Source organism: Stenotrophomonas sp. 05N37 (assembly GCF_056397365.1).
The window spans coordinates 1,416,147-1,441,276 of sequence record NZ_JBFTNG010000001.1 but is presented as its reverse complement, the minus strand read 5'-3'; the positions used below and the strand labels follow the sequence as shown (position 1 = coordinate 1,441,276).

Below are 25,130 nucleotides of genomic sequence, written 5' to 3'. Positions count from 1 at the left end.
AAGCGCATTCAAAGCGCCTCCGCTAGACTCCGGCTTTCCATCCATGAAGGTGCGTTCATGCCAAGCCGCATTCGTCTTTCCCTTCTTTCCGTGGCCACTGCGCTGGTCCTTGCCGGCTGCGGCGCAGGCACTGAGTCGGCACCGGCCGCCGCCACGCCGGCAGCGCCTGCACCCGCCGCGGCAGCAGCCCCCACCGCTGCCACGGAGCAGCCCGCAGCGCAGCCCACTACCGCACCGGCCCCCAGCGCTGAAAGCGTGTTGACCGCGATCAGCGATATCGACGGCGGTGGCGCATTGAGTTACGACGTGGAAAACGGAAGCAAGATCCATTATTGGCATGGCCTGGAATTCCAGGCCGATGGCAAGCGCTACTACACCGGCTTTGCCTGGTTCACCCCCACTCGGTACGGCGCCGACCGCCAGAGTGGCCGCGTCGATCCCGCCGCCAAGGTGACCCTCGCCCATGCCACCTTCGTGGCCGATGGCAACAACGCCTGGACGCTGCAGGGCAGCGAGCCGTACATCGGCGAGTTCGGCCAGGCCGAGCAGGGCAACGCGATCGACACGGCACGCAAGCCGCAGACCTTCACCACAGCCTCCGGGCGCGTGTTGCTGGCACTGCCCACCCGTGCAGGCGCAGGCGATGCCGCCGGCCCCGCGTTCGAGATGCTGGTGTTCAAGCCGCACGAACTGCAGGGCACCAAGGAGCGCAAGTGGACCTACCTCGGCACCGTCCCGGCCGCCGCGGCAGCGCCGTTGGAGCTGGTGCCGGTCGACGGCTCGGACCTGCCGGCCCTGCGCGTGAAGACGGCGGGGGGTGACAACGCGACCGAGTACCGTTACGATCCCGGCCATAACACCTACCGGCCGATCTCCCGGTAGCGGACCCAAGGATGTGGTCCGGATCGGCCAATACGTGGCAGCGCTTGCGCTGCCGCGTGGCACGCATGGAGATCGCGATGCATACGGACACTACCCGGGTCGGTCCGCGGAAGACATTTCTTCACTCCGCACTCACCCTTTTCGATCGTCTGGCCGTCCCCGGCCAGCACCGCCCAGCGAACGTCAGTCATGACGGCGCCGTTTTGTCGTTTCCGTTGTCCTGCGCGCCCATCGTGCGCGGACCGGACGTGGCAGGCAGGCACGGCGCCGGGCGCTTCTTTTCCTCATCGGCCGCGGCCGATTTTCCCTGAGACGACACCATGCATACCGCCCTTGAACAGCAGGCTGTGATTTCCGTTGCGCGTTCCACCCGCGCCCTTCCCGCGCGCCACGCCCTGTGGCTGGGCGTTTGCCTGGTGGCCGGCCTGACCGCCTGCAAGGCGCAGGCGCCTGCAGGCGAACCGTCGACCGCGCCCGCGGCGGCGGCGGCCACCGCACCGGCTACTGCCGCCGCGGCCACGCCCACCGCCGCCGCACCGGTCGCGCTCAGCGCCGAGCAGCTGCAGGCCGTGGTCGATGGGATGCTGCGCAAGGCGTACGGCGAAAAGGCCTTCAACGCCGCCACCGGCTGCTGGTCGCACAGCTTCGAAGGCGCCAACGACACGCTGGACTACTGCATGAAGCCGGACACGCCCAAGGTCGTGGCCGCCGCCTCCGGTACCCAGGTGTACTTCCAGACCTACAGCGATCCCAACGCGGACACCTACTCGCTGGTGGATCCGGGGCTGCGCGGCGCGTTCGCCGCCACCGTCACCGCCGATGGCAAGTGGACGCCGCTGGCCGCCACCGCGGCCATCGACCAGGGCCAGGCCGGCGACTGTGGCTGCCGCGACGCGCAGCTGGTGCAGGTCGGCCCGGATCGGCATGGCTGGCTGGGCACCGCCGGCGGTACCTGGCAGGGCGTGACCGTCACCCAGTACACGTTGCTGGTGCCGGTCGCCGGTGTGTTCCGCGATGTCTCGCGCATCGCGCAGAGCAGCGAAGACTCGCCGAGCGAAGTCGTGCAGATCCAGATCGACCCGACCGGCACGCCGGTCGATGGTTTCTATCCCATCAAGGCGACCCGCCAGGGGGATGGTGCAGCGGCGGCGACGTCGGTGATTGCCTTCGACCCCAAGCAGCAGGTCTACCCCGGGGCGCCGTAACGCCTCATTTCGATGTTCAGCTGAATCACTAAAAGGAACCTTACTATGTCAAATCGGGACGAACGCTGGGCAGCGCACCGGCAGGAACTGGAAGCGGCGGCCAAGACGGCCGGGATCGACGTGGACGTGATGGTGAAGATCGCCGGCTTCGAGTCGGGCTTCAATCCGAATGCGCGGCCGATCTCCACCTCCAAGCCGGAGCTCAACACGGTCACGCAGTACGACGGCACCAAGGCCATTTCCTCGGCGCATGGCTACGGCCAGTTCCTCAATGGCACCTGGCACGACATGGTGCAGAAGTACGGCGAGAAGTACGGCGTGGCCAATGCCGCCGACATGACCAAGGAGCAGACCAACTCGCCCAAGCTGCGCGAGAACACCAAGCTGCAGGCGGGCATGCTGGCCGAGTTCACCCGCGAGAACATCGAGCGCGCCTCGCAGTACGGCGGCAAGGACGTGGACGCCAATGTCTACGCCATGCACAACCTGGGCTCGACCGATGCGGTCAGCTTCCTGTCCAAGCTGCGCGACAACCCCAATGCGCGCGTGGACAGCGTGCTGAGCAGCAAAGTGATCTCCGGCAACCCGGCGCTGTACGGCGATGGCAGCATCTCGCTGCAGAGCGCCTACGCCAAGATGGGCGACCACATGGATCGCTACCAGGGGTATGCCGACGAGGCCACGCGCGGCCTGCCGAGCGGCACGCTCAGCCACACCGCCGCTGCGCCGTCGCGCGCCGCGCGTGATCCGATGGCCGACGGCATGCTCTCGCCGAACGAACGCGGTGCACCGGTCGAGCAGCTGCAGCAGCAGCTCAACGCGCTCGGCTACACCGACCGCAACGGCAAGGCGCTGGGCACCGACGGGTCCTACGGCGACAACACCCGCCACGCAGTGGAGAACTTCCAGCGCGACCACGGTCTGACCGTGGACGGCGTGGCCGGTCGTGACACCCTGCAGGCGCTGCGTTCGCAGGCGCCCGGCCATGCGCAGGCCGCTCCGGCGCAGGCACCGGCGGCAGCCGCCGTGGCTGCAGGCGCTGCTGCCGTGGCGGGCACCGCCGCTGTTGCGGCCACCGCTGCACCGGCCAAGGCTGCGGCCGAGCCCGTCGCGCCCGCGCAGCCGGCCGCACCGGCCACCGGTGGTGAAGGCATCGAGCTCAACCGTGCCTACGAACTGACCAAGCAGTTCGACCACGTCAAGTACGGTTTCGGCGACAAGAAGCCCGAGTCCGGTGCAGTGGACTGCTCCGGCTGGGTGGTGCGCCTGGCCAACCAGAGCATGGCCGAGATCAACGAAAAGGCCGGTCGCGATGTGTTCACCAAGGCCGACCAGTTCAGCCCGGGCTTCGACCATGCGGCCGGGATCATCCAGAAGGCCTCCGAGCGTTCGGGCACCCTGATGTCCGGCAAGGAGATCACCGCCAACTCGCTGCGCGAGGGCATGATCATCGGCGAGGACAACGGCGCCAAGGGCTGGGATCGGGGCCGCTTCAACGGCATCGACCACATCACCATGGTCGTGCGTGATCCCACCGACGGCCAGCTCAAGGTGAGCCAGTCGCGCAGTGGCGAAGGCGTGGAGATGATCCCGCTGCAGGGCTACCTGGACCGCAAGCACGCGCGCGGCGTGGAGCTGTTCGCCACCGATCCGCTGGCCAATGGCCGCGACCTGATCAAGGACGGCGGCGGCCGCGCCACTGCGGGCGAACGCGCGCCTGCGGCGAACGCTGCACCGGGCAAGGCCGAGTCGACCGCGCAGTCGCACCCGACCCTGCGCGAAGACAGCCGCGGCAGCAGCGTGCATGCCCTGCAGGAATCGCTCAACAAGCTCGGCTACACCGACCGCAACGGCAAGCCGCTGGACGTGGACAGCAAGTTCGGCGCGCACACCGAAGAAGCGGTCAAGGCGTTCCAGCGCGACAAGGGCCTGAGCGCCGATGGCGTGGTGGGTCCCAAGACCCATGCCGCGCTGGACCAGGCACGTGAGCAGACCAAGGCGCCGCAGGCCGAGAAGGAAGGCAACAGCGTGCTCTCTTCGCTGTTCAATGCCGCGCGCGAAGGCAACGCCGACGGCATGCGCAACGCGCTGGCCGGGCTGGCCGAGACCCCGGCGGGTCGCGCCTTCACTGAAATGCGCGACAACCTGCAGCAGCAGTTGAACGCACGCCAGGCCGAACCGGCGGCGCAGGCACCGGCTGCACAGAGCCAGCCGCCCGCCGAGCGCTGAGGCCGCCGCAACACGCGTAGGGGCGCCATCGCCGAGGACCAGGATGTCCTCGGCGGTGGCTTTTTTGCATTCAGGGGCGCGCGCGCCGCATCGATCGCGCCGCTGCTGGCAAGGGGCTCACCTGTGCACCGCTCTGCGTCATGACGCCGCGTTCGGTGCCATGCCCGCGCACTGGCGCACCTGCGCTTCTTCCTCGCTGCCCTGGAAGCTGTCCGGGTAACGAATCTTGCTGCCGCCATTGCCGTCATTGAAGATGTACCAGCCCATGTCACCACCCCCCGGGGTCTGCGGTCGGAAGATCTGGTACAGCCAAGGCGCAGTGCGGCGCATGCGGTAGTCGCCGCCCAGGGCGTTCAACGCACACGCCGACACCCGGTCGGCGTGCACGCCGCTGTCGAACCCCACGCGCGTGATCGGCGGTGGCGGGGGTGTGCGGGGGCTCGTGGCGCAGCCGGCCACCATCAGGATGGCCAGGGCCGCAATCCGTACTCGCATGCTCGCGTCCTTTTGAGATGCCGTGTTGGCGGATGAAGTTTACCCACGTCCAATCGCGGTCGCCGAGGCTGCCCGCGGAGATCCGCTAGGGGGCGGCGTCCGCCCCAAGCTTGGTGGACGGCGACAGTGTCGGCGCCACGATGGCGAAGTCGTAGCCGCGGATGAGCTCGCGCCATTCGGGGGTGAGGGCGTCCATATCCTTGCTGCGCAAACGGCGCAGATCCACCAGGATCCAGTCGCCCGGTGCCGTGTCCGCGGGACGCGCCGACATCACATCCTTGCGCCAGTCGCTGCCCTTGCCCGTGGTCGCGTCGAAGTCGTACACCTTCATCGGGCGACTGACCCCGTTGTACCCGGCCTCCACGCCTTTCGCGCCGACCACGATCATGTTCACGGCCTGCACGCCCTCGCCGTCGGCATGTTCAGCGACAAAGTTACCCACGTCGCGCTGGCCGAGGGGGTTGTAGCCCTTGTAGAGGTGATAGGCACCGAACTTCATCAGCACGCGCGCCTGCGGCGCCTCGGCGAGATGGGCCGCCAGCGTTCGCTTCATCAGCCGCGCCCGGCGTCCGTTCGGATCGCCACGGCCAGATTGCGAGGCCTGGTAGATGGCGCGTGTTTCGCGCAAGGCTGCAAACAGCGCTTTTGCCCGCTCGCCACCGTCCTTGTCGATGGCCGTCCCCGCCGCGTCCAGCGTCGCATCGGTGGCCGTCAACAGGAACAGGTCCATGGGCGAACCGGAGGCGAGCGCGGCCTGCACGGCCGTCCTTTCCTGTCTGGCCAACGCCTCGATCTGGGCGCGGGCGTGCGGCCCTGGATTGGCGGCCAGCATCTGTTCGAACAGATAGCCACTGACGCCCAGGAACTCCTGATCCAGTCCCCACAGCCTGAAGTCCTGCCCGGCGACGGCGGCGCAATCGGCCGCCGTCTGGCCTTCGGCGCGGCTGTTGAGAAACGCCATGACGTCCGGATGGGCGGTGAGGAAGTCCGCAATCTGCTGTTCCCGGTCCGGCGCTCTCAGCCGTGCATTGACCGCTACCGCGGCCTCCGGCCCGGTCTCGACGGCCATGGCGGTCAGGCCGCCGGGCGCCATCAACCGACAGACGTTGGTGGTGAAGGCCGGGATCTCCCGCGAGAAATGGCTCTCGCCGATGAGCACGTACCGGCTGGCGTTGACCGCGTCCGCCAGGATCGCAGCGCCCGGACCCGAGAAGCCCTCCGGCCGGACGGTCAGCGACGACCGCGCTTGCGCCAGGCGATCCGCGAAGGCGAGCGGCGCAGCGTTTTCTGCATGGGCGGACACCGCGCACATGGTGGTGAGCGACAGTGCCGCCGCAATCGACTTCAGACTCATATCGCTTATCCCCGTTGGATGAATCGGCTTTGCGGATATCGCTGGAAAACGCGGGTAGATCGCGGTCACGGTCGCCTTCGCTGCCGCGCCCCCATTCAATGGGGCAAGGACGCGAGGAGGACGGACGGCGGGCCAGTGTAGAGCAGGCGCTCGCGGCTTTTCCACAGGCGTTGATGCATTCCCGGCGAGGTCGAACGACGCTGGACGGTCCGGCGTCTGGGCATGGGCTTACGCGCTTCTGTCCCTCATCCGGCAGGGCGAATCATGCAGCCGCGGTCCAGTGCATGGACGGGCGTGATACAGGTACGGGTCTGGATCGGCGCTCCTGCGCCAATGATGTTGCGCTCGCCTTTCCAGCGTGATGCCTGCTTCCGACCAGGAACGGACAGTGGCGATGCCTTGAGCGGCGCCAGCTTGTATTGCCCACTGCATGCGCGGGATCAGGACGGTACCGCGTCGAGGTGTAGGGCAGGACTTCCCTCATGAGCGCTTCAAGAAAACACGTGTTTTCCAGTGCCAAAAATACGCTGCTTGTTCTTCTCACTCCCTCGTCGAAATCCTTTCGAACCTCGCTCAAAAACGAGTGGAGGAATCAGACTCCGACCGCAATCGGCACCGTCGTTCGACATGCGTCGGCAACCCTGGTACGAGGGCACGGACTAAACAGCCAGCGCCGGCTGGAGGCAGGTCAGTCCTCGAATGTTTCCTGTAGATCGTCAGCTTCAGACTGGCGCAGGAAGCGTGAGATGACGCGACTGACATGTACGGTTTGCGGGGGCCCAACGCCGACGCAAGACCACGTCGAAACCCGGCGTCGCGCTCAAGATCCGTGTTCGGAAGTCGCCTCGTCGGTGCAGGAGTCGGTACGCGCATGGGCGCGGCTATATCTCACCCCGTAGTTCCCTGAACCCGCGCTTCATTCATGTACCGGTCAGTTCAATATTCAGGAGCGATTGGGACGGCAAATGAATAATTAACACCTGTCGACCGCCCCTCTCTCCCCTCCCCCGGGGGGCGGCCGACGAAACCAAAATAATTAAAGGTGTGTCCCGATATGAAGACTTCTTTGCTTGCCCTGGGTCTGCTCGCTGCACTGCCGTTCGCTGCTTCGGCAACCGACGGTCTGTCGTACAACTATGTTGAAGGCGGCTACGTGAACACCGATGCCAAGGGTGGCGACGCGGATGGTTGGGCCGTGAAGGGCTCGGTCGCGGTGGCGCCGAACTTCCATGTCTTCGGTGACTACAACGCGCAGGAAACCAAGCGCGGCAGCAATGATGTGGACCAGTGGAAGGTGGGTGTCGGCTACAACTACGGCATCGCCCCGACCACCGACCTGGTCGCCCGCGTGGCTTACCAGAAGTTCGATCCGAAGCGCGGCCTGGACTTCAACGGCTACTCAACCGAAGTCGGCGTGCGCAGCGCGTTCACCCCGAACTTCGAAGGCTACGTGATGGCCGGTTACGAGGACTACAGCAAGAAGCACGGCATCAACCCGGACGGCGAGTTCTACGGCCGCGTCGGCGCCCAGGCCAAGCTCAACCAGAACTGGGGTCTGGCCGGCGAAGTGAAGCTGGCCAAGGGTGGCGACAAGGAATACTTCGTCGGCCCGCGCTTCACCTGGTAAGACCGCCACACCGCAGTACGTTGTTGGATGGCGCGTGACCTCTCTCCCGCGCGTCATGAAGCCCGGCCTGGCCGGGCTTCACTTATGCAAGGCCGGCGCGTCTTCCACGCGCATGGCCGCCGACCACCGGTCGGCACCCCTGGTTGCTACCTCGTCGGTAAGCCACGAACACACCCGGCCTCGTGCCGGGTGTGTTCGTTTCCGGGGCCGTGTTTTGGGCAGTGTTTGCGGCTACAAAAAAACCCCGGCGATGGCCGGGGTTTTTCGTGGATCACTTGAACAGCGTGTCCGGGTATTCCGGTTTCTGTTCGCGTGCCAACAACGCACGCAGGCCTTCTTCCGGCGTCTGCTCGCCGTGCAGCACGGCGCGGACCCGATCGGAGATGGGCAGGTCGATGCCGTGGCGACGCGCCTGGCGCATGACTTCGTCGGCGGTCTGCACCGACTCCACCACCTGGCCGATTTCACGCACCGCGTCCTGCAGGGTCTGGCCACGCCCCAGCGCCAGGCCGAGGCGACGGTTGCGCGACAGGTCGCCGGTGCAGGTGAGCACCAGGTCGCCAAGCCCGGCCAGGCCCATGAGGGTTTCCGGCTTGGCCCCGATCGCCGCGGCCAGCCGCAGCATCTCGTTGAGGCCACGGGTGATCAGGCCGGCACGCGCGTTGAGGCCGAGCTGCATGCCATCGGCAACGCCGGTGGCCACGGCCAGCACGTTCTTCATCGCACCGCCGAGTTCGGCGCCGACCATGTCATCGCCGGTGTAGGCGCGGAAGGCCGGGCCATGCATCGCATCGGCCACCTGCTGGGCGAACTCCGGCGCATCACCGTGGACGGTGATGGCGGTGGGCAGGCCCTGGGTGACTTCCTTGGCGAACGACGGACCGGTCACCACCGCCAGCGGTACGTCCGGTCCGAGGACCTCGCGCGCCACTTCGTGCAGGAACCGCCCCGAACCGGGCTCGAAGCCCTTGGTCGCCCAGGCCACGCCGGCATCGGCCGGACGCAGCGGCGCCAGCGCGCGCACGGTTTCACCGAAGGCGTGCGACGGCACCACCACCAGGATCCAGGTGGCGTCGCGGACCGCGGCGGCCAGGTCGGTGGTGGCGCGCAGCGTGTCCGGCAAGGGAATGCCGGGCAGGTAACGGGTGTTCTCGTGGCGCTGGTCGATGGCCTCGACCATGGCCGCGTCACGCCCCCACAGCACGGTCGAATGACCGTGCCGGGCAAGCAGACTGGCCAGCGCCGTGCCCCAGGAACCGGCGCCGAGGACCGCGATCTTTTCTGCGTGGGTGCTCATCGAAACGAACGCAGCGCCGATCAGGCGTTGCCGGCCGGCTCGGAGTCGGCCAGCGAGGTTTCACCCTGCTCCTGGCGCTGACGCAGGGTTTCGGCGTACAGGCCTTCGAAGTTGATCGGCTGCAGGAAGAACGGCGGGAAGCCGCCGGCCTGAATCAGCTCGCTGACCAGCGAACGCACGTACGGGAACAGGATGTTCGGGCACTGGGTGCCGAGCAGCACGTCGATCGACTGCGGGTCCAGGCCGACCAGGCCGAACACGCCGGCCTGCTGCACTTCGGCAACGTAGGCGGTCTTCTCGCCGGCCTTGCAGGTCAGGGTGACGGCCAGCACGACTTCAAAGGCGTTCTCGCCCAGGCGCTGCACGCGCTGGTTGAGGTTGAGCTGCAGTTCCGGCTGGACGGCGTCGTTGAACACGGCCGGCGCGTTGGGCGACTCGAAGGAAACGTCCTTGACGTAGATCTTCTCGACGGTGAACGCGGGGCCGGTGACGGCGTCGGCCGGCGCGACGGCGCCGTTGGTGTTCTCTTCGGACATTTCCTGTAGCTCCAGAAATTAAGTGCAATAAGGCGGATTGTTACATGCCCTGCGATGGGGGCGTGTGGCGCCGCGCACAAGGCGTGCGGCGCGATCCAGGTCAAATCAGTTGCGGCCCTTGACCAGCGGCAGCTCGGCCTGCTGCCAGGCGGGAATGCCGCCGTCGAGCACGTGGACCTGCTCGAAACCGGCCTTCTTCAACGCCTTGGCGGCGGTTTCGGACGCATTGCCGGTACGGCATACCAGCACCACCGGGCTCTGCTTGGCGTTGGCCACCAGCTTGTGCTCCGGGCCGAACGCGGTCGGCTGCACGTTGCGACTGCCGGCGATATGGCCCTTTTCGAAATCGCTGCTGGAGGACAGGTCCACCACGATCGCGCCACCGGCATTCATGAGGTGGGTCAGTTCGGCCGGCTTGAGCGACTTGAAGCCGCGGAACAGACGGCGGACTTCGGTGACGATGATGGCCACGGTCAGGCCGACCAGGGCCATCGACAACATCGGGTTTCGGCCGGCAAAGGCCAGCAACTCTTCGTAATTCACTCAGATCACGGGTCGATAAGCGGGGGCCGATTGTCGCACATGCGGGCGAATCGGCGTCCAGCCCCGGCCGGCGCCCGGATTCAGGATTCCGGCCACAGGTCCGGCAGGCCGCTGGCCTGCCACCAGCGCTTGCCCTCGGCGTCCCAGCGCCACACTTCCCGCACCAGCACCAGGCGCTCGGCCTGGGTGTTGACGTTGATCACCCCGATCTCGACTCGGCGCTCCACGCTGCCGTCGGGCATGGCACCGGTGCTGCGCTCGCGGTAGGAGGAAACCCGGATCTGGCTGTAACGGCGCAGCTCCAGCTCGGTCAGCGGGTGCGCCTTGCGGTAGTCCGGGTCCAGGTAGCCGATGGCATCCTCGGCACTGCCCCAGCGGATGGTGGCGCCGTAGGCGTTCTGGGCTTCCTCGAGCAGGTTGCGCTGCTTGCGGCTCAGCCCGGCGGCAAGCGCCGCCACGCTGGCCAGCATCAAGGTGGTCAGCAGCAGGATCTGAAGCGTACGGCGCATGCGAATTCCCCCATCGGCAAGGCGCCCATCCTACCGCCTTGGGAAGGCAACGAAACGGCCGGTCAGTTCCGCGGCGGGCTTGCCGTCGGTGCCCGGCTGGCGGGCGAGCACGCCGATGCGGGCCTTGCCGCGCTGGGCGAACGTGGCCAGGAAGCCTTCCCAGTCGGCCTCGTCGGCGGCCTGTGCCTGGGCGTGCAGGTCCGCGTAGACCGGGGCGAGGTAGCGCACGTGGCTGTCGGCCACGTAGACATCGGCATCGAATCCGGCCAGGCGCAGGCGCAAGGTCACCAGCGCCCAGCCGGACAGGGTCAGGGCCGAGGCCAGGCTGCCGCCGAACGCATTGCCCTTGTCGTTGACATTGGCCGCCAGCGGCGCGCGCAGGTCCAGCATGCCATCGGCATAGGAGACGACCTGGATCTGCATCGCCGCCACCGGCGGCATCCGGTCCAGGACGTGCTGCAGTTCGGCCAGTTGGGCGGGCAGGGAAAGAGGAGTGGACATCGACACGACAACACAACGGCAAAGGGCTCGCATAATGCCCGCAATGAACAGTGATGCACATGTGCCGGAGTGGACCCTGATTTCACTGCGCCCGCGCGGCCAGCACGCGCCGTTGCGGCGCGCCGCGCAGGCCGCCGGTGCGCGCGTGCTGGCGCTGTCGCCGTGGGCACTGCAGGTGCGCGCCGATGCGGCCACCCGCGCGCAGCTGAGCCGTGCGCTGGCCGCGCAGCGGGTGGTGTTCAGCAGCCCGGCGGCGGTCCACGCGGCCGCGCGCCTGCAGCCGCTGGCGGGCGCCCACCCGGGCACCTGGCTGGCGGTGGGCGCCGGTACCGCCGCAGCGCTGCGCATGCACGGGGCCGAGGAGGTACAGGCCCCCGCACGGATGGACAGCGAAGGCCTGCTGGCCCTGCCGGCACTGGCCGACCTGCGCGGCCTGGAGGCCGGGCTGGTCACTGCCCCGGGCGGGCGCGGGATCATCGCAACCACGCTGGTCGAGCGCGGCGCGCACCTGCATCGCGCCGACGTATACCAGCGCGTGCCGCTGGCACTGCCGGCGCGCACCCTGCAACGGCTGCGGCACAGCGCGCCGCCCTGGGTGCTGGCCCTGAGCAGTGGCGAGGCGTTGGCGCTGCTGCTGGCCGCGTTGCCGCAGGACCTGCAGGCGCCGCTGCGGGAGGCGGTGGTGGTGGCCGCCAGCGCACGCCTGGCCGAGCAGGCCCGGGCCGCCGGCTTCGCACGGGTACGGCTGGCCGAGGGGCCCCTACCACGCCAGCTGGCGCAGGCCGCACACGCTGCGATCATCACTACCGCAACTTCCTGAACAGGCGACGCAGTCGGCCTTGCAGGCCGCGCGGGCGGCGGGCGATGCTGTGCACCACATCGCTCGCCAGCTTGTGGATGCCCCGGCGCGATCGATAAGGATGCCGCCCGCATGAACGACCCCGTTTTGCCCCCGTCCCCCTCCCCCTCCGTGCGCTGGATCGCCCCGCTTGCGGTGCTGCTGGTGATCGGCGCGGGCGCGGGCGTGGCCTGGGGCTGGACCCGCTGGCAGGCCGAGCAGGCCCGCGAGTTGCAGCGCCAGGCCGATACCGGGCTGCAGCTGCAGGGGTTGGTGGACAGCGTGGAGGCGCTGCGCCGCGACCAGCGCTCGACCTCGCAGCGCGTGCAGGATGCCGCCGCCACCAACCGCGTGCTGCGCGATGAAATGCTGGGCCTGAGCCAGCGCAGCGCGCTGCTGGAAGACAACCTGGCCAAGCTCGCCGACAGCACCCGGCATGGCGCGCAGGCATTGCAGCTGGAAGAGACCGAACTGCTGCTGGGCCAGGCCGCCCAGCGCCTGGCATATGCGGATGACGTGGAGGGCGCCAAGCGCCTGTATGCACTGGCCGCCAGCACCCTGGCCGACGTCCCGGGCAACGACTACCTCAATGTGCGCCAGGCGTTGATGCAGGAGCGCAACGCGGTGGATGCACTCGGCCCCGGCGTGCGGGTCAGCACCGCCGCGCAGCTGGCCGCGTTCTCCAAGGCGCTGGAGCGGCTGCCGCAGCAGGTGGATGCGGTGCCCGGCGCGGAGGCGGCCACGCCGTGGTGGCACCAGGTGCTGGCGCCGTTCGTGACCATTACCCCCACCCACACGCAGGGCCCGCTGACCGACGCCGAACGGGTGACCGGCTGGGACGCACTGCAGCTGGAACTGACCCTGGCACGCGCGGCGGTGGAACGCGGCGACCAGCCGGGGTTCACCCATGCGGTGGACCGCGTTGCCCTGTGGCTGCCGCGGCTGTGGCCGGATTCACCCGCCCTGCGCGAGCGTCGTGCTGAACTGCAGCAACTGCGCATGCGCGTGCTGCAGCCCGCGCTGCCCGAACTGGGCAGCACCCTGCAGCAACTGCGCTCGATGCGCGATGGAGATGATCGATGAAGCCCTTCCAATCCCTAGTAGTGCTGTTGCTGGCCGTGGCCCTGGGCGTGATCGCCTCGCAATTCCTGGGCACCGAGCAACTGCGCCAGTTTGGCGAAGTGATCTACCGCTACGGCGGCAACGACTACCGTTCCACCGTGCCGCAGGTGGCATTGATGGTGCTGGTGGGCCTGCTGGTGCTGTGGCTGCTGTGGAGCCTGCTGGCCTCGCCGTTCCGGGCCTGGGGCCGCTACCGCCGCAAGCAGGGCCGCGCCCGCCTGATCGAAGGCATCCAGGCGCACGAACAGGGCCAGTGGCAGCGCGCCGAGAAGCTGCTGGCGACCGCCGCCGAAGACAAGGAAGTGAGCGCGGTGGCGATGGTGACCGCCGTGCGCAGCGCCGAAGCGCGCGATGACCAGGCTGCGGTCAACCAGTACCTGCAGCGCCTGGCGGGCGAGGACGCCACCCTGCACGCGCTGCTGCAGGCCGAGCGCCTGCTGCAGCAGGAGCGCCCGGTGGACGCGATCAACCTGCTGGATACCGCGACCATCCAGCCGCTGCCACCGCGCGGCCTGTGGCTGCGCACCGAAGCACTGGCACGTGCCGAACGCGCGCACGAGGCCTACGGCCAGCTGGGCGCGCTGCGCAAGCAGAAGGTGCTGCCGGACGAGGCCGTGGCCGAACTGGAAACCCGCCTGGCCGCGCAGTCGCTGCTGGAAGCGGGCGACGTGAACGCGCTGGCCGCGCAATGGGAAGCCACGCCGAAGGCACTGCGCAGCGATCCGGACGTGGTCTCGGCCTACGCGCTGCGTGCGGTGGCGCTGGAGTGGGACGAGCCGGCGCTGCTCAACCTGGAACAGGCGCTGGACACGCGCTGGGACGAATCGCTGGTGACGTTGTACGGGCAGATGCCGGTGGACAAGCTGGCCACCCGCCAGGCCAACCTGCAGCGCTGGCTGGGCAACCAGCCGGCCAGCCCGGCGCTGCTGCTGGCCCTGGGCCGCGTCGCTGCGCGCCAGCGCCAGCACACCCAGGCCGAGGACTACCTGCACCGCGCGATAGCCGCAGGCGCCGGGCCGGCCGCGTGGGAAGCGCTGGGGCAGGTGTTCCTTGATCGTGGTGAGCCGGCGCTGGCCTCGCAGTGCTTCGCCAACGCGCTGCGCCAGCAGCGTGGCGATGACAGCATCGCGCTGGCGCGCGCGAGTGCGCCGCTGGCGGCACCGCTGGATGCGGTGATTCCCGAACGCGCCACGGTGGAGGAACAGTCGTTGATGAGTGAACCGGCGCCGCTGGTGGTGCACGACCGCGTGGGCGACGAGCGCGACGCATTCGGCAACCCGCGCCTGCCGTAAGGCGCGCCGACACGGGGGCGCCGCCGTGCGCCCCTCGTGGTGGATCACATCCGTTGCGTTGCTACGCCGCTTTCGGCGGTCGCGCCTCCGAGGCGCGGTTGCCCTGCGCGGCCAGGCCAGCGAAAACGTCCATGGACCGATTCCGGCGCGCTCAGCCGGGCCCGCTTCGGACCAAGATCAAGGCCGCCAGAGGCGGCCTTTTCCGTGTGCGCGGCGCCGTCGCGCCGCCGGCTCAGCGGTCCTTGTCGGGAAGGCGCGCAGGGCGGCGGTTGCCCGCCTCGATCAGGCGCAGCTGCTCGGCGACCACGTCCAAGCGCATCTGCTGCTCATCGGCCTCGTCCAGCGGCTGGGCGCGCAATTGCGGCCCCAGGCGCTGGAAACGCACACGCGCGGCGTCCATGCGCCCCAGGCGTCGTTCCAGTTCGCCGCGGATCATCTGACAGAACTGCCATGGGCCAGGGCCGGGCGCGGCATCCGGGCAGGTCTGCTCGTACAACGCCAGCGCGCGGCCGGCATAGCGCGGATACTGGGCCGGGGATGCCTCCCAGCTGGCCTGCAGCATCACCCAGGCCTGGTTGGCCACCGGTGCATCAAGGAACTGCATCATCTGCGCGACCAGGAAGTAAGGCGTCTCGGTGGTGCGCCACTGCTGGTACTGCTTGCCGAGCACGAACGGGGTGAGCTTGCGCACGCTGGCCGCATCCAGGTCCGGATCGTAGATGATCATCCCATTGCCGGGGCATTGCGGCAGCCGCCACGGCGAGGAGATCGGTCCGAAGGGGCGGGCATCGAACTCACTGCCGAACGAGGTGCCCGAGCTCGGCGTGGTCTGCTCGAAGCGCTCGCCGCCGATCGGGCACTCGAAGGCCTGTTTCATGAAGGTCAACGCGCTGGCCGGTGCGGCCAGCGACAGTGCGGCCAGGACAATCAGGCCGCGGTATGGCATGTGGCGTGTGTGCATTCCCTGCTCCTTGGCGCCTTTCCATGGGGAGGCGCGCATTGCGCGCCGGGTGTTCAACGTTCGACGATCGCCACCACGCCCATGCCGCCGGCGGTGCAGATGGACACCAGCGCGCGGCCACCGCCACGTTCGGCCAGCTGCTTGGCGGCCGTGGCGATCACCCGCGCGCCGGTGGCGGCAAACGGATGACCGGTGGCCAGCGAGGAGCCCAGCGGGTTGATCTTGGCCGGATCGATGCGGCCCAGCGGGGCGTCGAGGCCAAGACGGTTGCGGCAGTAATCTTCGCTTTCCCACGCGCGCAGGGTGCACAGCACCTGGGCGGCGAAGGCTTCGTGTATCTCGTAGATGTCGAAGTCCTGGAGGGTCAGGCCGTTGCGCTTGAGCATCTCCGGCACGGCGATGGTGGGGGCCATCAGCAGGCCCTCGCCATGCACGAAATCGACCGCGGCCACCTGCGAATCGCGGAGGTAGGCCAGCGGCTCGTGGCCGTGCGCACGCGCCCATTCCTCGCTGGCCAGCAGCACCGCCGAGGCGCCATCGGTGAGCGGGGTGGAGTTGGCGGCGGTCAGCGTGCCGCGGCCGGAGACCTTGTCGAAGGCCGGCTTGAGCGTGGCCAGCTTCTCCAGCGAGGTGTCCGCGCGCAGGATGTTGTCGCGCTCCACCCCACGGAACGGGGCGATCAGGTCGTTGAAGAAACCGCGCTCATAGGCGGCGGCCAGCTTCTTGTGCGAAGACACCGCCCACTCGTCCTGCGAGTCGCGCGAGATGTTCCATTCCTTGGCCATGTCCTCGCAGTGGTCGCCCATGCTCTTGCCGGTGCGCGGCTCGGCCACGCCGGGGAACTCGGGCTTGAGCTCGCTGAGCTTGAAACCGCGGGTGAGCGCCTTGAGCTTGTCGCCGGTGGACTTGGCGCGATTGGCCGCCAGCAGGCGCGCGCGCAGCTTCTTGCCGTACACGATCGGCACGTCGGAGGTGGTGTCCGAACCGCCACCGATGCCCGATTCGATCTGCCCCAGCGCGATCTTGTTGGCCACCGCGATGATCGTGTCCAGCGAGGTGCCGCAGGCACGCTGCATGGTGATGCCCGGGGTGAGCGGGGACAGGCCCGAGGACAGCGTGGCTTCGCGGCCGAGGTTCCAGTCGCTGGAATGCTTGATCACCGCGCCCATCGCCACTTCGCCGAGCTGCTGGCCGTGCAGGCCGAAGCGCTCGACCAGCGCACCCAGCGTGCGTACCGACATGCCGAGGTTGCCGACATCCGAATAGGCCGTGTTCTGGCGGCAGAACGGGATGCGGACGCCACCGAGGATGGCGACGGGACGGGCGTTGGGCATGGAGATACCTGGCATGGGAGGGGTGTCTGCAACATGGCCTGCACGAAGGAGCAGGCATAATGGGGGCAAGTGTAGCTGCCGCCCTGTGATGGGCCAACCGTGAAACCATGAGCAAACCCGACCCCGGCATGAATGCCCTAGGCGTACTGGCATTGGAACTGGCCGGCGGCGACGCGCCGCGCCATGCCGCGCTGTCCTCCGAACAGGCTGGCGAACTGGCCGAACGCGTGGGCCGCGACCTGGCCAAACTGGTCCCCGGCGTGAGCGGGCTGGACTTCGTGTTCGCCGGCGCGCATTTCGATCCTGCTGAAGTGCTGCGGCCCGGCTGGCCGGTGCACCGCCGCCTGGAAGAACTGCAGATGCGCGCCCCGGGCCGCAACCAGGGCCCACGCATGCTGGCCTTTGGCGCGGGTGCCGACGGCGACGTGCCGTTGCCGTTCCAGGCCGATGCCGCCCTCACCGGCGGTGGCCTGCGCGTGGTGCCGTTCCTGTTGACCGGCACCGAGGTGGCCCAGACCCAGGCCGTGGCCGAGGCGCTGGAAGACGTGCTGCTGGCCCAGGGCATGGCCCAGCCCGACACCGCGCTGCAGGCGCAGACCGCCTTCGGCGCGCAGATCGAGCATGCGCGCTACTTCACGGTGAACGACCTCGCCGCGATGATGTCCATGCAGTACGACAACCAGGGCCTGGCCGCGCTGTGGCCGTTGATCGAGACGGCGCTGATGGCGCCGCAGGATGCGCAGTGGCTGGACAGCATGCCGGAGCCGCTGCTTCGATACGCCGATGGCGAAGTGCGGATGGCGCTGTTCGATCCGGCCGGCTGGTGTGCGTTCTACAACCACGGCACCGGCGATTGCGATCGCCTGCAGGGCATCTACGAGCAGTACCTGATGCGTCAGCGGCAGATGGCCGCGGTGCTGGAAGCGCACGGGTTGCCGGTGCTGTTCGTGCATTGCGAAGCCGGGCAGGATGCGCGCGCGTTGTTGACGAAGTGACGTGCTGCCGGCAGTTGGCCGGCGCCCCGCGGAGGGGATGGGCGGCCGTCGCAGCCACGCATGGCGCGGCTCCACCCGCACAAAAAAAACGCCGGCTTGCGCCGGCGTTTTTCTTCATGCGCTGCGTCGGTTTACGGCGCGGCGTTGATGACCGCGCAGGCCAGGCGGGCGCCAGCGTTGCCGGTCGGCTGGGTCTTGTAGTCGTCCGCGTCGGCGTGGACGATCAGGCCGCGACCGATGATGTCGAAATCGTCGCCCTTGCCGATGTTGACGTTGCTGGACACGTCGGCATCGACCACGGCATTGCCCTGGGCGTCGGCCTTGATGTTGGGGATGTCACCGCCATGGTGCGGGGTGGCGCTGACATTGCCGTGGTCTTCCTTGGACGGGTTGAAGTGGCCGCCGGCGCTGGCGCCGTCCGGCGCGCTGCAGTCGCCCTTCTCGTGGATGTGGAAGCCATGCTCGGAGTTCGGCTTCAGGCCGCTGACCTGGCCCTTCACGTGGACCTTGCCGTCGACCACGCTGAAGGTCACGTTGCCCTTGGCGGTGCTGTCCTTGGTCGGGGCCAGTTCGGCGACGGCGCCGTGGTTGGCGTGCGCTTCGCTGGTCATGGCCGGCGGGGCGTCGGTGGTGGCTTCGGCGGTCGGCTGCGCGGCAGTGGCTTCGGCGGCCGGGGTGGCCTCCGGGGTGGTGTCGGCCGGCTTGTTGCAGGCGGTCAGGCCGAGCGCGGCGATGGCGACGAACAGCGAGGTGTGGATAAGACGCATGTGGATCTCCTTGCGGGTAGCGATGGAAGAAGCGACGTCGGTGGGGTGCGCGTTCAGCGCATGACCCGGATGACGCCGCAGGCGATTCGGGCGCCGGCATTGCCGGCCGGCTGGCTGCGGTAATCGTCGGCATTGGCGTGCACGACCAGTGCACGTCCTGCGATGTCGGTGGCTGCGCCGCCGCCCAGGGTAACCGCTGGCAGGCGCACATCCACGTTGACCCGGCCCTGCGCATCGGCGCGCAGGTTGTCCATGTCGCCGGCGTGGTGGATGCCGCCGTTGTTGCGACCATGCGGCTGCAGGGTCGGATTGAAATGCGCGCCCGCGCTGCTGGCATCCACGGCGCTGCAGTCACCGCGCTCGTGCACGTGGAAGGCGGCCACCTGCAGTGGCTGCAGGCCACCGATCATGCCGGTGATGTGCACGCCCTGCGCATCGGGCACCAGCGCCAACCGGCCGCTGACCAGGCTGGCCGACGCTGGCGCCAGGTTGGCTTCGGCCATGCGCGCGGTGCTCACCAGCGGCACTGCCGGCGGAGCGGTCGGACGCGTCGGCGGCGTGCTGCCACAGGCGGCGAGACCGAGCGTGGCCAGGGCAACGAGGGCGATACGGGAACTGCGCATGGAAAACTCCTTGGTTGCAAACTAGCGGCGTGCGCGTCCACGCACCATGAAAGCAGCGCGGACACCGCGCACACGCGGTGTGGACAGGGGGTTCATCCGCCGCGACGGCGACCGGCGCCGAGCTTGCGGGTCAGTGTGTTGCGGCCCATGCCCAGGCGGGCGGCCGCCTCGGCACGACGCCCGTGGGTGATCTGCAGGGCCGCTTCGAGCAGGGCCTGGTCGACCCGTTCGCGCACCTGCGCATGCAGGCCTTCGGCGCCCTCGGCCAGGCGCTGCCGCGCCCAGGTGGAAAGCAGGGTTTCCCACTGGCCCGGGTCGCCGCCAGCGCGCGTGCTGCGCGCACCACCGCCGCGGTGCAGCGCGCTGTCCACGTCGGCCACGCCGATGGTGTCCGAGGCGGCCAGCGCGGCCATTCGCCAGCACACGTTTTCCAGCTCGCGCACGTTGCCGGGCCAGTCGTGTTCGCGCATGGCCTGCAGGGCGGCGGCAGTGAGCCGCTTGGGGGAGGTGTCGAGCTTGCGCGCGGCGGCCGCCAGAAAGGTATCGGCGAGCTGGGCGATGTCGTCGCGGCGCTCGCGCAATGGCGGCAGGCGCAGCCGCACCACGTCCAGGCGGTGCAGCAGGTCGGCGCGGAAGCGGCCCTGCGCGACCAGCGACTCCAGGTCCTGGTGGGTGGCGGCAATCACCCGCACGTCGACGCGGATCAGTTCGCGCCCGCCGACGCGGAAGAACTCGCCTTCGGCCAGCACGCGCAGCAGGCGCGTCTGCAAGGGCAGCGGCATGTCGCCGATTTCATCGAGGAACAGCGTGCCGCCGTTGGCCTGCTCGAAGCGGCCGACATGGCGACGCTGCGCGCCGGTGAACGCACCGGCCTCGTGCCCGAACAGTTCGCTTTCCAGCAGCTCGGCGGGAATGGCGGCGGTGTTGAGCGCCACGAACGGCCCCTGCACGCGCGGCGACTCATGGTGCAGCGCGTGCGCGACCAGTTCCTTGCCGGTGCCGGTTTCGCCGTTGATCAGCACCGACAGCGGCGCCTGCGCCAGGCGACCGATGGCGCGGAACAGCGCGCGCATGGCCGGGGTATCGCCGACCAGCTGCGGGCGCTGGTCGGCGCCGGGTTCGGCAGCGGTGGGCAGGGGCGCGGACGCCAGGGCATCCGGCTCGGGCAGCACGCGCTGCGCCAGCGCGACCGCGTCATCGAGGTCGAACGGCTTGGACAGGAATTCCTGCGCACCGCCGCGGAACGCGCCCGCAGTGCTAGCCACGTCGGTGTAGGCCGACATCACGATCACCGGCAGGTGCGGGTGCGCGGCCTTGAGCTTGTCCAGCAACACCAGGCCATCGTCGCCGGGCATGCGCACGTCGGTGAACAGCAGGTCCGGCGGCGGCTGGGTATCGAGCATGGCCAGCGCCGAGGCGGCGCCGTCGAAGCCCTCGACCCGGTAGCCGGCATCGCGCAGGGCGGTGCACAGCACGAAGCGCACGGCGCGGTCGTCGTCCACCACCCAGACGCGCTGGGCGGCGCGGTCGGTGTCATCCGCCATGGGCGGCCTCCTCGGTGGGCGTGCCGTGCCCGATCGGCACCAGCACGGTGAATACGGTATGCCCCGGACGCGAGCGGTAGGTGAGCGTGCCACGGTGTTCGCGCGCGACCTGCTGGGCCAGTGCCAGGCCCAGCCCAGTGCCTTCGGCACGGCCGCTGACCAGCGGCAGGAAAAGGTGCTCGGCCAACTGCTCGGGCACGCCGCGGCCGTCGTCGGCAATCTCCAGGCGCAGCGCCAACGGGTGCAGCTGGTCGCCGATGCGCACGCCGTGCTCGACGCGGGTCCGCAGCGTCACGCTGCCCGCGCCCGCCTGGATCGCATTGCGCACCAGGTTCCACACCGCCTGGGTGAGGCGGTCGGCGTCGCCGTGGAACTCGGGGATGCTGGGGTCGTAGTCGCGCTGCAGGCGCACCGCCCAGCCACCTTCGCTCTCGGCCAGGCGCAGCACGCGCTCCAGCGAGGCGTGGATGTTGAGCGGCGCATGCGGCGCGGCCGGTGCCGGCGACAGCAGTTGTTCGAGCAGGCCGTTGAGGCGCTCGATTTCCGAGCCGATCAGCTCGATCAGCTCGCGCTCGGCGGGGTCGCGCTCATCGGCGGCGCGCTGCGCGTTGCGCCTGGCCAGCAACTGGGCCGCGCCCTTCAACCCGGCCAGCGGGTTGCGCAGCTCGTGGGCCAGGCCCTTGAGCGCGGCGCTCAGTGCGCTGGGCAGGGCCTGGGTCGGGTCGAGCCCGGGGAATTCATCGACCGGGTGCGCTTCCAGCAACCAGCCGCCCGCGTCCCAGCGGCTCAGCCAGCCTTCGGCAAAGCGCGGGGCGTCGCCCGGCAGGGCCAGTGCGAGACGGTGCAGGCGCAGGGTGTCGCGCTCGTCGCGGGCCAGGAAGTGCGCCAGCGCCTCGCCCTGCACTTCCAGCGACGCGAGCGGCTGGCCAAGCAGACGGCGCACGCTGACGCCCAGCCAACGGGCAAAAGCGGGGTTGCAGCCGACCACGCGCCCGGCGGCGTCGGCCCAGGCGACCGGAGTGCCGAGGACGTCGAGGGCGGGAGGCGGGAGCGTCGGGGTCATTGCACCAATGTAGTGCAAAACGGCCCGGCCTGGGCCCGATCAGAATGACGTGGACGGGTTGATTCTGCCTCCACCCGACCTGGATCCGCGCACCGCCAGCGACATTGCGCGCGAGCGGGCCAATCCACGTCGCCCATGGCAATCAACGCGTTCCGGACGATTTCCTCGCCGAGTTCCATGCGTCCTCGAACTCGCCTGCGCTGATCTCATCGACGGCGTCCAGCTCGAGGACTGAAATCGGTTGGTCGGCCAGCATGAATCGGTCATCGCTCTGGCCGCTCTCGTCGCACCAGATTCGGTGCGGGCCATAGATTTCGACCTGGCGGACAACCCATTCCCCTTTCAACTCCATCAGCGCCACGCCCTCGCCAAGGACCGATTCTGCCCAGTGCCTGAAATATCGCGGAGCGGGGGTAATGGCGATGCGGATGCTCTCCTGCATGTGCTGGTGGTGCCACGTACCGGGGCCGCGCAGGTGGGCCGTGGCCAGTATGGCCGTCCTTGCCGGATCCGCCCAAGTCAGCACGGTCTCGAGTTCGACCGGCTCACCACCGATCACCAGGGATCGCGTGGTGTGTGGCTGGTCCACGCGCGCGAGGAGGTCTGCGACCGAGGCCGAGCGCAGCGCCTCCAGGGCGTTGACAAGTTCTACGTACGCATCTGTCGGTTGCATGGAAGAATTCCGGTTGAAGGCGGATCGGACGTCTGCACATGCGTCCGTCCCCAGCATGCTTATCAAGCAAGCCGCTGGCTTTTTCAACCCGTCCCCGGCCGATGGATCGTCCTCGACGCGGCCCGCAGCGCGCCGCTTGACTACAAATGTAGTCAAGGTTACAACAGCATCCGACTCCGCTTCGTAGCCCGACGTATGCGCCTTGTTGCATGTGTGTGCGGTGTTGCAGTGCTGCTGTGCAGTTTCCTGGCCGGGGCCAAGGCCCCCGACACCGCCGGGCAGCTGCGCGACCTGGTCGACAGCTATGCCGACCGCCGCGGCTTCAACGGCACCGTGCTGGTCGCCCGGGAGGGCAAGGTGCCGTTGCTGGCCGCGCATGGCAGCCTCGGCGAGGCCTACCGCGCCTCCGGGCGACGCGCGGATGCCCGCCAGCACTACCAGACCGCGTTGCGGCTGGATCCGACGAGCAGGAGCGCCAGCGAAGCCCTGGCCGCCCTGCAGGTCGACCTGCCACCGCACTGAGCATGTCATCGGCGCAGATGCATGCCGATCCATCCTTCGCAACATGACCCAAGGAGCGTCACCTTGTCAGCACAGCAATGCCTGCGTGCCCTGTTCACTGCCATAGTGCTGTCGACGCCACTGCTTTGCACCGCAGCCAGCACGTGGGAGACATCCAACGCGATGGCCCGGCAATCGATACAGCGGACGATGAAGGAGGCGCGCATGCCCGGCCTGCAGATCGCCGTCGTCAAGGACGGCCACGTCGTGCTGTTGGAGCACTATGGCCTGGCCAACGTGGAGAACCGCATTCCGGTGACCGCGGCCACGCTGTTCCCGATCAATTCCGCCACCAAATCGTTCACCGGCGTCGCGCTGATGCAGCTCGCCGAGGCCGGACAGGTGGCGCTGGATGCGCCCATCTCCCGCTACCTCGACGGCCTTCCCGACACGTGGCGTGGCATCCGCGTGCGTCAGCTGCTGGCCCATACCTCGGGGCTTCCCAACATCGTCGACCGGCAGGGCCTGATCGGCGGTGGAACCGAGCAGCAGGCGTGGGCCGCGGTAGCGGCGCTGCCGATGGATGCGCCCACCGGCGACACGTTCGCCTACAACCAGACCAACTACGCGCTGTTGGCCAGGCTCATCACCCGACAGGCCAGCATGCCTTACCCGCAGTACGTCGCCGAACACCAGTTCAAGGTGGCCGGCATGCGCACATCGGTGTTCGGCGACAGCTACGACCTGGTTCCCAACGCGGCGACCATCTACAGCTACTCACGACGCCGGCCACTGGTGGAGGGGGACGATGATCGCCTGGCCCATTGGATCGACGATCTGCCCCCGGGGCTGCGTACAGGTGGAGGGATCCAGACCACGGCAGGACAACTGGCGGACTGGATCATCGCACTCACCGATGGCCGCCTGATCACTCCCGCCAGTGTCCAGGCCATGTGGACACCGGAGAAGCTCAACAGCGGGGCCGACGGGCGCTGGGCGGCCGGGTGGCCCGTGCTCGGCGCGTCGCCGGAAGACCCGCAGGTGGGTGGCATCGGTGGGGGGCGCGCTGCGTTCATCGTCTACCCGAAGGAGCGCCTGGCGGTGATTGTGCTGACCAACCTGGTGGGTGCCAGCCCGGAAGGTTTCATTCCCGACATCGCGGCGCTCTACAGGTCCGCACCGGTGGTGAAGGAATAACGCGGGCGGCGCAGACCCGCGCCAGCCGCCGTGGGGCGACGCTACTCGCTCAGTCCAGCAGGCCCACCAGCGAATGATGCACGGCCACGCCGGCCAGCGCGCCCTCGCCGACCGACAGCGCGATGTTGCCGGCCATGCGGGCCGCATCGCCGCAGGCGAACACGCCCTCCACGGTGGTCTGCTTGGCCGAATCGGCGGTGATGCAGCCGGCGTCCTGCAGCCCGCAGCCCAGTTGCTCGGCCAGGTCGCAGGACAGGCGCGAGACGGGGGCGACGAACAACGCATCGGTGACGATACGGCGACCATCGGCAAGCACGGCGGTGGCGGTGTCGTCCACGCGCAGCAACGGCGTTGTTTCGATGACCACCCCGCAGGCGTCCAGCCGCGCCTTCTGTGCCGGATCGATCCGCGCCGCATCGCGGCAGAACAGGGTGACATTGCCCCAGTCGCATAGCAGCAACGCTTGCCCCGCACCGCCATCGTCGGAGCAGCCGACCACGCCGATGCGGCCTTCCTGAAGTTCATAGCCATGGCAGTACGGGCAGTGCAGCACGCTCCTGCCCCAGCGCTCGGCGAGGCCGTCGATGGCGGGCAGTGCGTCGGTGACGCCGTAGGCCAGGATGAGCCGGCGCGCCGAAAAGCCCTGGCCCGCCTCGCACTGGATCTGGAAGCGCTTGCCGCCGTCCACGCGCTCTGCACGGACCGCGCGACCGGTGAGCCAGGCCAGGGTGGGATAGCGCATCAGTTCGGCACGCGACTGCGCGGCGATATCCGACGGCGCCATGCCTTCGCGCCCGAGGAAGCCGTGGGCGGCCAATGCGTTGCGATTGCGCGGCGTGCCGGCGTCGATGACCAGGACGCTGCGGCGCGCGCGGAGCAGTTGCAGCGCGGCCGACATGCCGGCGTAGCTGCCGCCCACGATGATGACGTCGAAAAGCTCGGGGTGTGCGCTCATGGGACCGGGTTACCTTGCCAAGGGCATCCGGAAGGAATGCCAGCGGCGAGCATAGGGCCGCAGCGTGAAGCGGGCCTCACGCCGCAG

25 protein-coding genes are annotated in these 25,130 nt (G+C 68.8%); 10 read left to right on the top strand and 15 right to left on the bottom strand.

Annotated features, from left to right (window positions below; genetic code table 11):
• Positions 1-255 precede the first annotated feature (255 nt).
• The 3 genes from AC1DGC_RS06230 to AC1DGC_RS06220 all read left to right on the top strand — a co-directional run bounded on the left by AC1DGC_RS06230 (position 256) and on the right by AC1DGC_RS06220 (position 4,316).
• Positions 256-882, top strand: a complete 627-nt coding sequence (locus AC1DGC_RS06230; RefSeq protein ID WP_478047441.1) for a hypothetical protein — start codon at positions 256-258, stop codon at positions 880-882.
• A gap of 320 nt (positions 883-1,202) precedes the next feature.
• Positions 1,203-2,087 carry a hypothetical protein gene (locus AC1DGC_RS06225; protein ID WP_478047440.1) on the top strand — a complete coding sequence of 295 codons (885 nt, stop codon included), beginning with the start codon at positions 1,203-1,205 and terminating at the stop codon, positions 2,085-2,087.
• A gap of 45 nt (positions 2,088-2,132) precedes the next feature.
• Entirely contained in the window at positions 2,133-4,316 is a 2,184-nt protein-coding gene (locus AC1DGC_RS06220) for a peptidoglycan-binding domain-containing protein (RefSeq protein WP_259206860.1), read from the top strand.
• A 138-nt stretch (positions 4,317-4,454) separates the two neighbouring features.
• Here AC1DGC_RS06220 and AC1DGC_RS06215 read toward each other — a convergent pair whose 3' ends face one another.
• Together AC1DGC_RS06215 and AC1DGC_RS06210 are read right to left on the bottom strand one after the other, a co-directional pair.
• On the bottom strand, positions 4,455-4,811 hold the full coding sequence (locus AC1DGC_RS06215; protein WP_478047439.1) for a hypothetical protein: 357 nt from the start codon (positions 4,809-4,811) through the stop codon (positions 4,455-4,457).
• 85 nt (positions 4,812-4,896) lie between these two features.
• Complete coding sequence (locus tag AC1DGC_RS06210) at positions 4,897-6,165, bottom strand: TraB/GumN family protein (RefSeq protein WP_478047438.1); 1,269 nt, start codon at positions 6,163-6,165, stop codon at positions 4,897-4,899.
• A 1,054-nt stretch (positions 6,166-7,219) separates the two neighbouring features.
• Here AC1DGC_RS06210 and AC1DGC_RS06205 point away from each other — a divergent pair.
• Positions 7,220-7,792 (top strand): OmpO family porin, encoded by a 573-nt coding sequence (locus AC1DGC_RS06205; RefSeq protein WP_259206863.1) that lies wholly within the window; start codon positions 7,220-7,222, stop codon positions 7,790-7,792.
• Between the two features lie 271 nt (positions 7,793-8,063).
• Here the strand turns inward: AC1DGC_RS06205 and AC1DGC_RS06200 are convergent, their stop codons facing one another.
• From AC1DGC_RS06200 to AC1DGC_RS06180, 5 genes are all read right to left on the bottom strand, one after another.
• Positions 8,064-9,089 (bottom strand): NAD(P)H-dependent glycerol-3-phosphate dehydrogenase, encoded by a 1,026-nt coding sequence (locus tag AC1DGC_RS06200; RefSeq protein ID WP_259206864.1) that lies wholly within the window; start codon positions 9,087-9,089, stop codon positions 8,064-8,066.
• Between the two features lie 20 nt (positions 9,090-9,109).
• Entirely contained in the window at positions 9,110-9,625 is a 516-nt protein-coding gene (secB, locus tag AC1DGC_RS06195; RefSeq protein WP_259206865.1) for a protein-export chaperone SecB, read from the bottom strand.
• Positions 9,626-9,730: 105 nt separating this feature from the next.
• Positions 9,731-10,168, bottom strand: a complete 438-nt coding sequence (locus AC1DGC_RS06190; RefSeq protein ID WP_259206866.1) for a rhodanese-like domain-containing protein — start codon at positions 10,166-10,168, stop codon at positions 9,731-9,733.
• 80 nt (positions 10,169-10,248) lie between these two features.
• Positions 10,249-10,677, bottom strand: a complete 429-nt coding sequence (locus AC1DGC_RS06185; RefSeq protein WP_259206867.1) for a hypothetical protein — start codon at positions 10,675-10,677, stop codon at positions 10,249-10,251.
• 30 nt (positions 10,678-10,707) lie between these two features.
• Positions 10,708-11,178: a YiiD C-terminal domain-containing protein gene (locus AC1DGC_RS06180; protein ID WP_259206869.1), complete on the bottom strand. Its 471-nt coding sequence runs from the start codon at positions 11,176-11,178 to the stop codon at positions 10,708-10,710.
• 43 nt (positions 11,179-11,221) lie between these two features.
• Here AC1DGC_RS06180 and AC1DGC_RS06175 point away from each other — a divergent pair, with 43 nt between their 5' ends.
• The 3 genes from AC1DGC_RS06175 to AC1DGC_RS06165 all read left to right on the top strand — a co-directional run bounded on the left by AC1DGC_RS06175 (position 11,222) and on the right by AC1DGC_RS06165 (position 14,430).
• The gene (locus AC1DGC_RS06175) at positions 11,222-11,998 is read left to right on the top strand and encodes a uroporphyrinogen-III synthase (protein WP_478047437.1); all 777 of its coding nucleotides are present in this window, start codon (positions 11,222-11,224) and stop codon (positions 11,996-11,998) included.
• A 111-nt stretch (positions 11,999-12,109) separates the two neighbouring features.
• Positions 12,110-13,099, top strand: a complete 990-nt coding sequence (locus AC1DGC_RS06170) for a uroporphyrinogen-III C-methyltransferase (protein ID WP_478047436.1) — start codon at positions 12,110-12,112, stop codon at positions 13,097-13,099.
• The gene (locus AC1DGC_RS06165) at positions 13,096-14,430 is read left to right on the top strand and encodes a heme biosynthesis HemY N-terminal domain-containing protein (protein WP_478047435.1); all 1,335 of its coding nucleotides are present in this window, start codon (positions 13,096-13,098) and stop codon (positions 14,428-14,430) included. The genes AC1DGC_RS06170 and AC1DGC_RS06165 overlap by 4 nt, the downstream gene beginning before the upstream one ends.
• A 232-nt stretch (positions 14,431-14,662) precedes the next feature.
• Here AC1DGC_RS06165 and AC1DGC_RS06160 read toward each other — a convergent pair whose 3' ends face one another.
• Positions 14,663-15,391, bottom strand: coding sequence for a hypothetical protein (locus AC1DGC_RS06160; RefSeq protein WP_478047434.1), 729 nt, complete (start codon positions 15,389-15,391; stop codon positions 14,663-14,665).
• Positions 15,392-15,444: 53 nt separating this feature from the next.
• Positions 15,445-16,740 (bottom strand): acetyl-CoA C-acetyltransferase, encoded by a 1,296-nt coding sequence (locus AC1DGC_RS06155; protein WP_449335169.1) that lies wholly within the window; start codon positions 16,738-16,740, stop codon positions 15,445-15,447.
• Positions 16,741-16,832: 92 nt separating this feature from the next.
• Between AC1DGC_RS06155 and AC1DGC_RS06150 the strand changes: the two genes are divergently transcribed.
• On the top strand, positions 16,833-17,720 hold the full coding sequence (locus AC1DGC_RS06150) for a hypothetical protein (protein ID WP_478047433.1): 888 nt from the start codon (positions 16,833-16,835) through the stop codon (positions 17,718-17,720).
• A 131-nt stretch (positions 17,721-17,851) separates the two neighbouring features.
• Here AC1DGC_RS06150 and AC1DGC_RS06145 read toward each other — a convergent pair whose 3' ends face one another.
• From AC1DGC_RS06145 to AC1DGC_RS06125, 5 genes are all read right to left on the bottom strand, one after another.
• Entirely contained in the window at positions 17,852-18,487 is a 636-nt protein-coding gene (locus AC1DGC_RS06145) for a superoxide dismutase family protein (protein ID WP_259206883.1), read from the bottom strand.
• A 53-nt stretch (positions 18,488-18,540) separates the two neighbouring features.
• Entirely contained in the window at positions 18,541-19,110 is a 570-nt protein-coding gene (locus AC1DGC_RS06140; protein WP_259206884.1) for a superoxide dismutase family protein, read from the bottom strand.
• A gap of 92 nt (positions 19,111-19,202) precedes the next feature.
• Positions 19,203-20,654: a nitrogen regulation protein NR(I) gene (gene ntrC, locus AC1DGC_RS06135; protein WP_478047432.1), complete on the bottom strand. Its 1,452-nt coding sequence runs from the start codon at positions 20,652-20,654 to the stop codon at positions 19,203-19,205.
• The gene (locus AC1DGC_RS06130; RefSeq protein ID WP_259206886.1) at positions 20,644-21,717 is read right to left on the bottom strand and encodes a two-component system sensor histidine kinase NtrB; all 1,074 of its coding nucleotides are present in this window, start codon (positions 21,715-21,717) and stop codon (positions 20,644-20,646) included. Before AC1DGC_RS06130 ends, ntrC begins: the two co-directional genes overlap by 11 nt.
• A gap of 142 nt (positions 21,718-21,859) precedes the next feature.
• Complete coding sequence (locus AC1DGC_RS06125) at positions 21,860-22,390, bottom strand: hypothetical protein (RefSeq protein WP_478047431.1); 531 nt, start codon at positions 22,388-22,390, stop codon at positions 21,860-21,862.
• A gap of 228 nt (positions 22,391-22,618) precedes the next feature.
• On the opposite strand from AC1DGC_RS06125, the gene AC1DGC_RS06120 reads away from it, so the two are divergent.
• Together AC1DGC_RS06120 and AC1DGC_RS06115 are read left to right on the top strand one after the other, a co-directional pair.
• Complete coding sequence (locus AC1DGC_RS06120; protein WP_478047430.1) at positions 22,619-22,912, top strand: tetratricopeptide repeat protein; 294 nt, start codon at positions 22,619-22,621, stop codon at positions 22,910-22,912.
• A gap of 63 nt (positions 22,913-22,975) precedes the next feature.
• A complete protein-coding gene (locus tag AC1DGC_RS06115) occupies positions 22,976-24,088 on the top strand; it encodes a serine hydrolase domain-containing protein (RefSeq protein WP_478047429.1) in 1,113 nt (370 codons plus the stop codon).
• 49 nt (positions 24,089-24,137) lie between these two features.
• Here AC1DGC_RS06115 and AC1DGC_RS06110 read toward each other — a convergent pair whose 3' ends face one another.
• Complete coding sequence (locus tag AC1DGC_RS06110; protein WP_259206890.1) at positions 24,138-25,043, bottom strand: NAD(P)/FAD-dependent oxidoreductase; 906 nt, start codon at positions 25,041-25,043, stop codon at positions 24,138-24,140.
• Between the last annotated feature and the right edge of the window lie 87 nt (positions 25,044-25,130).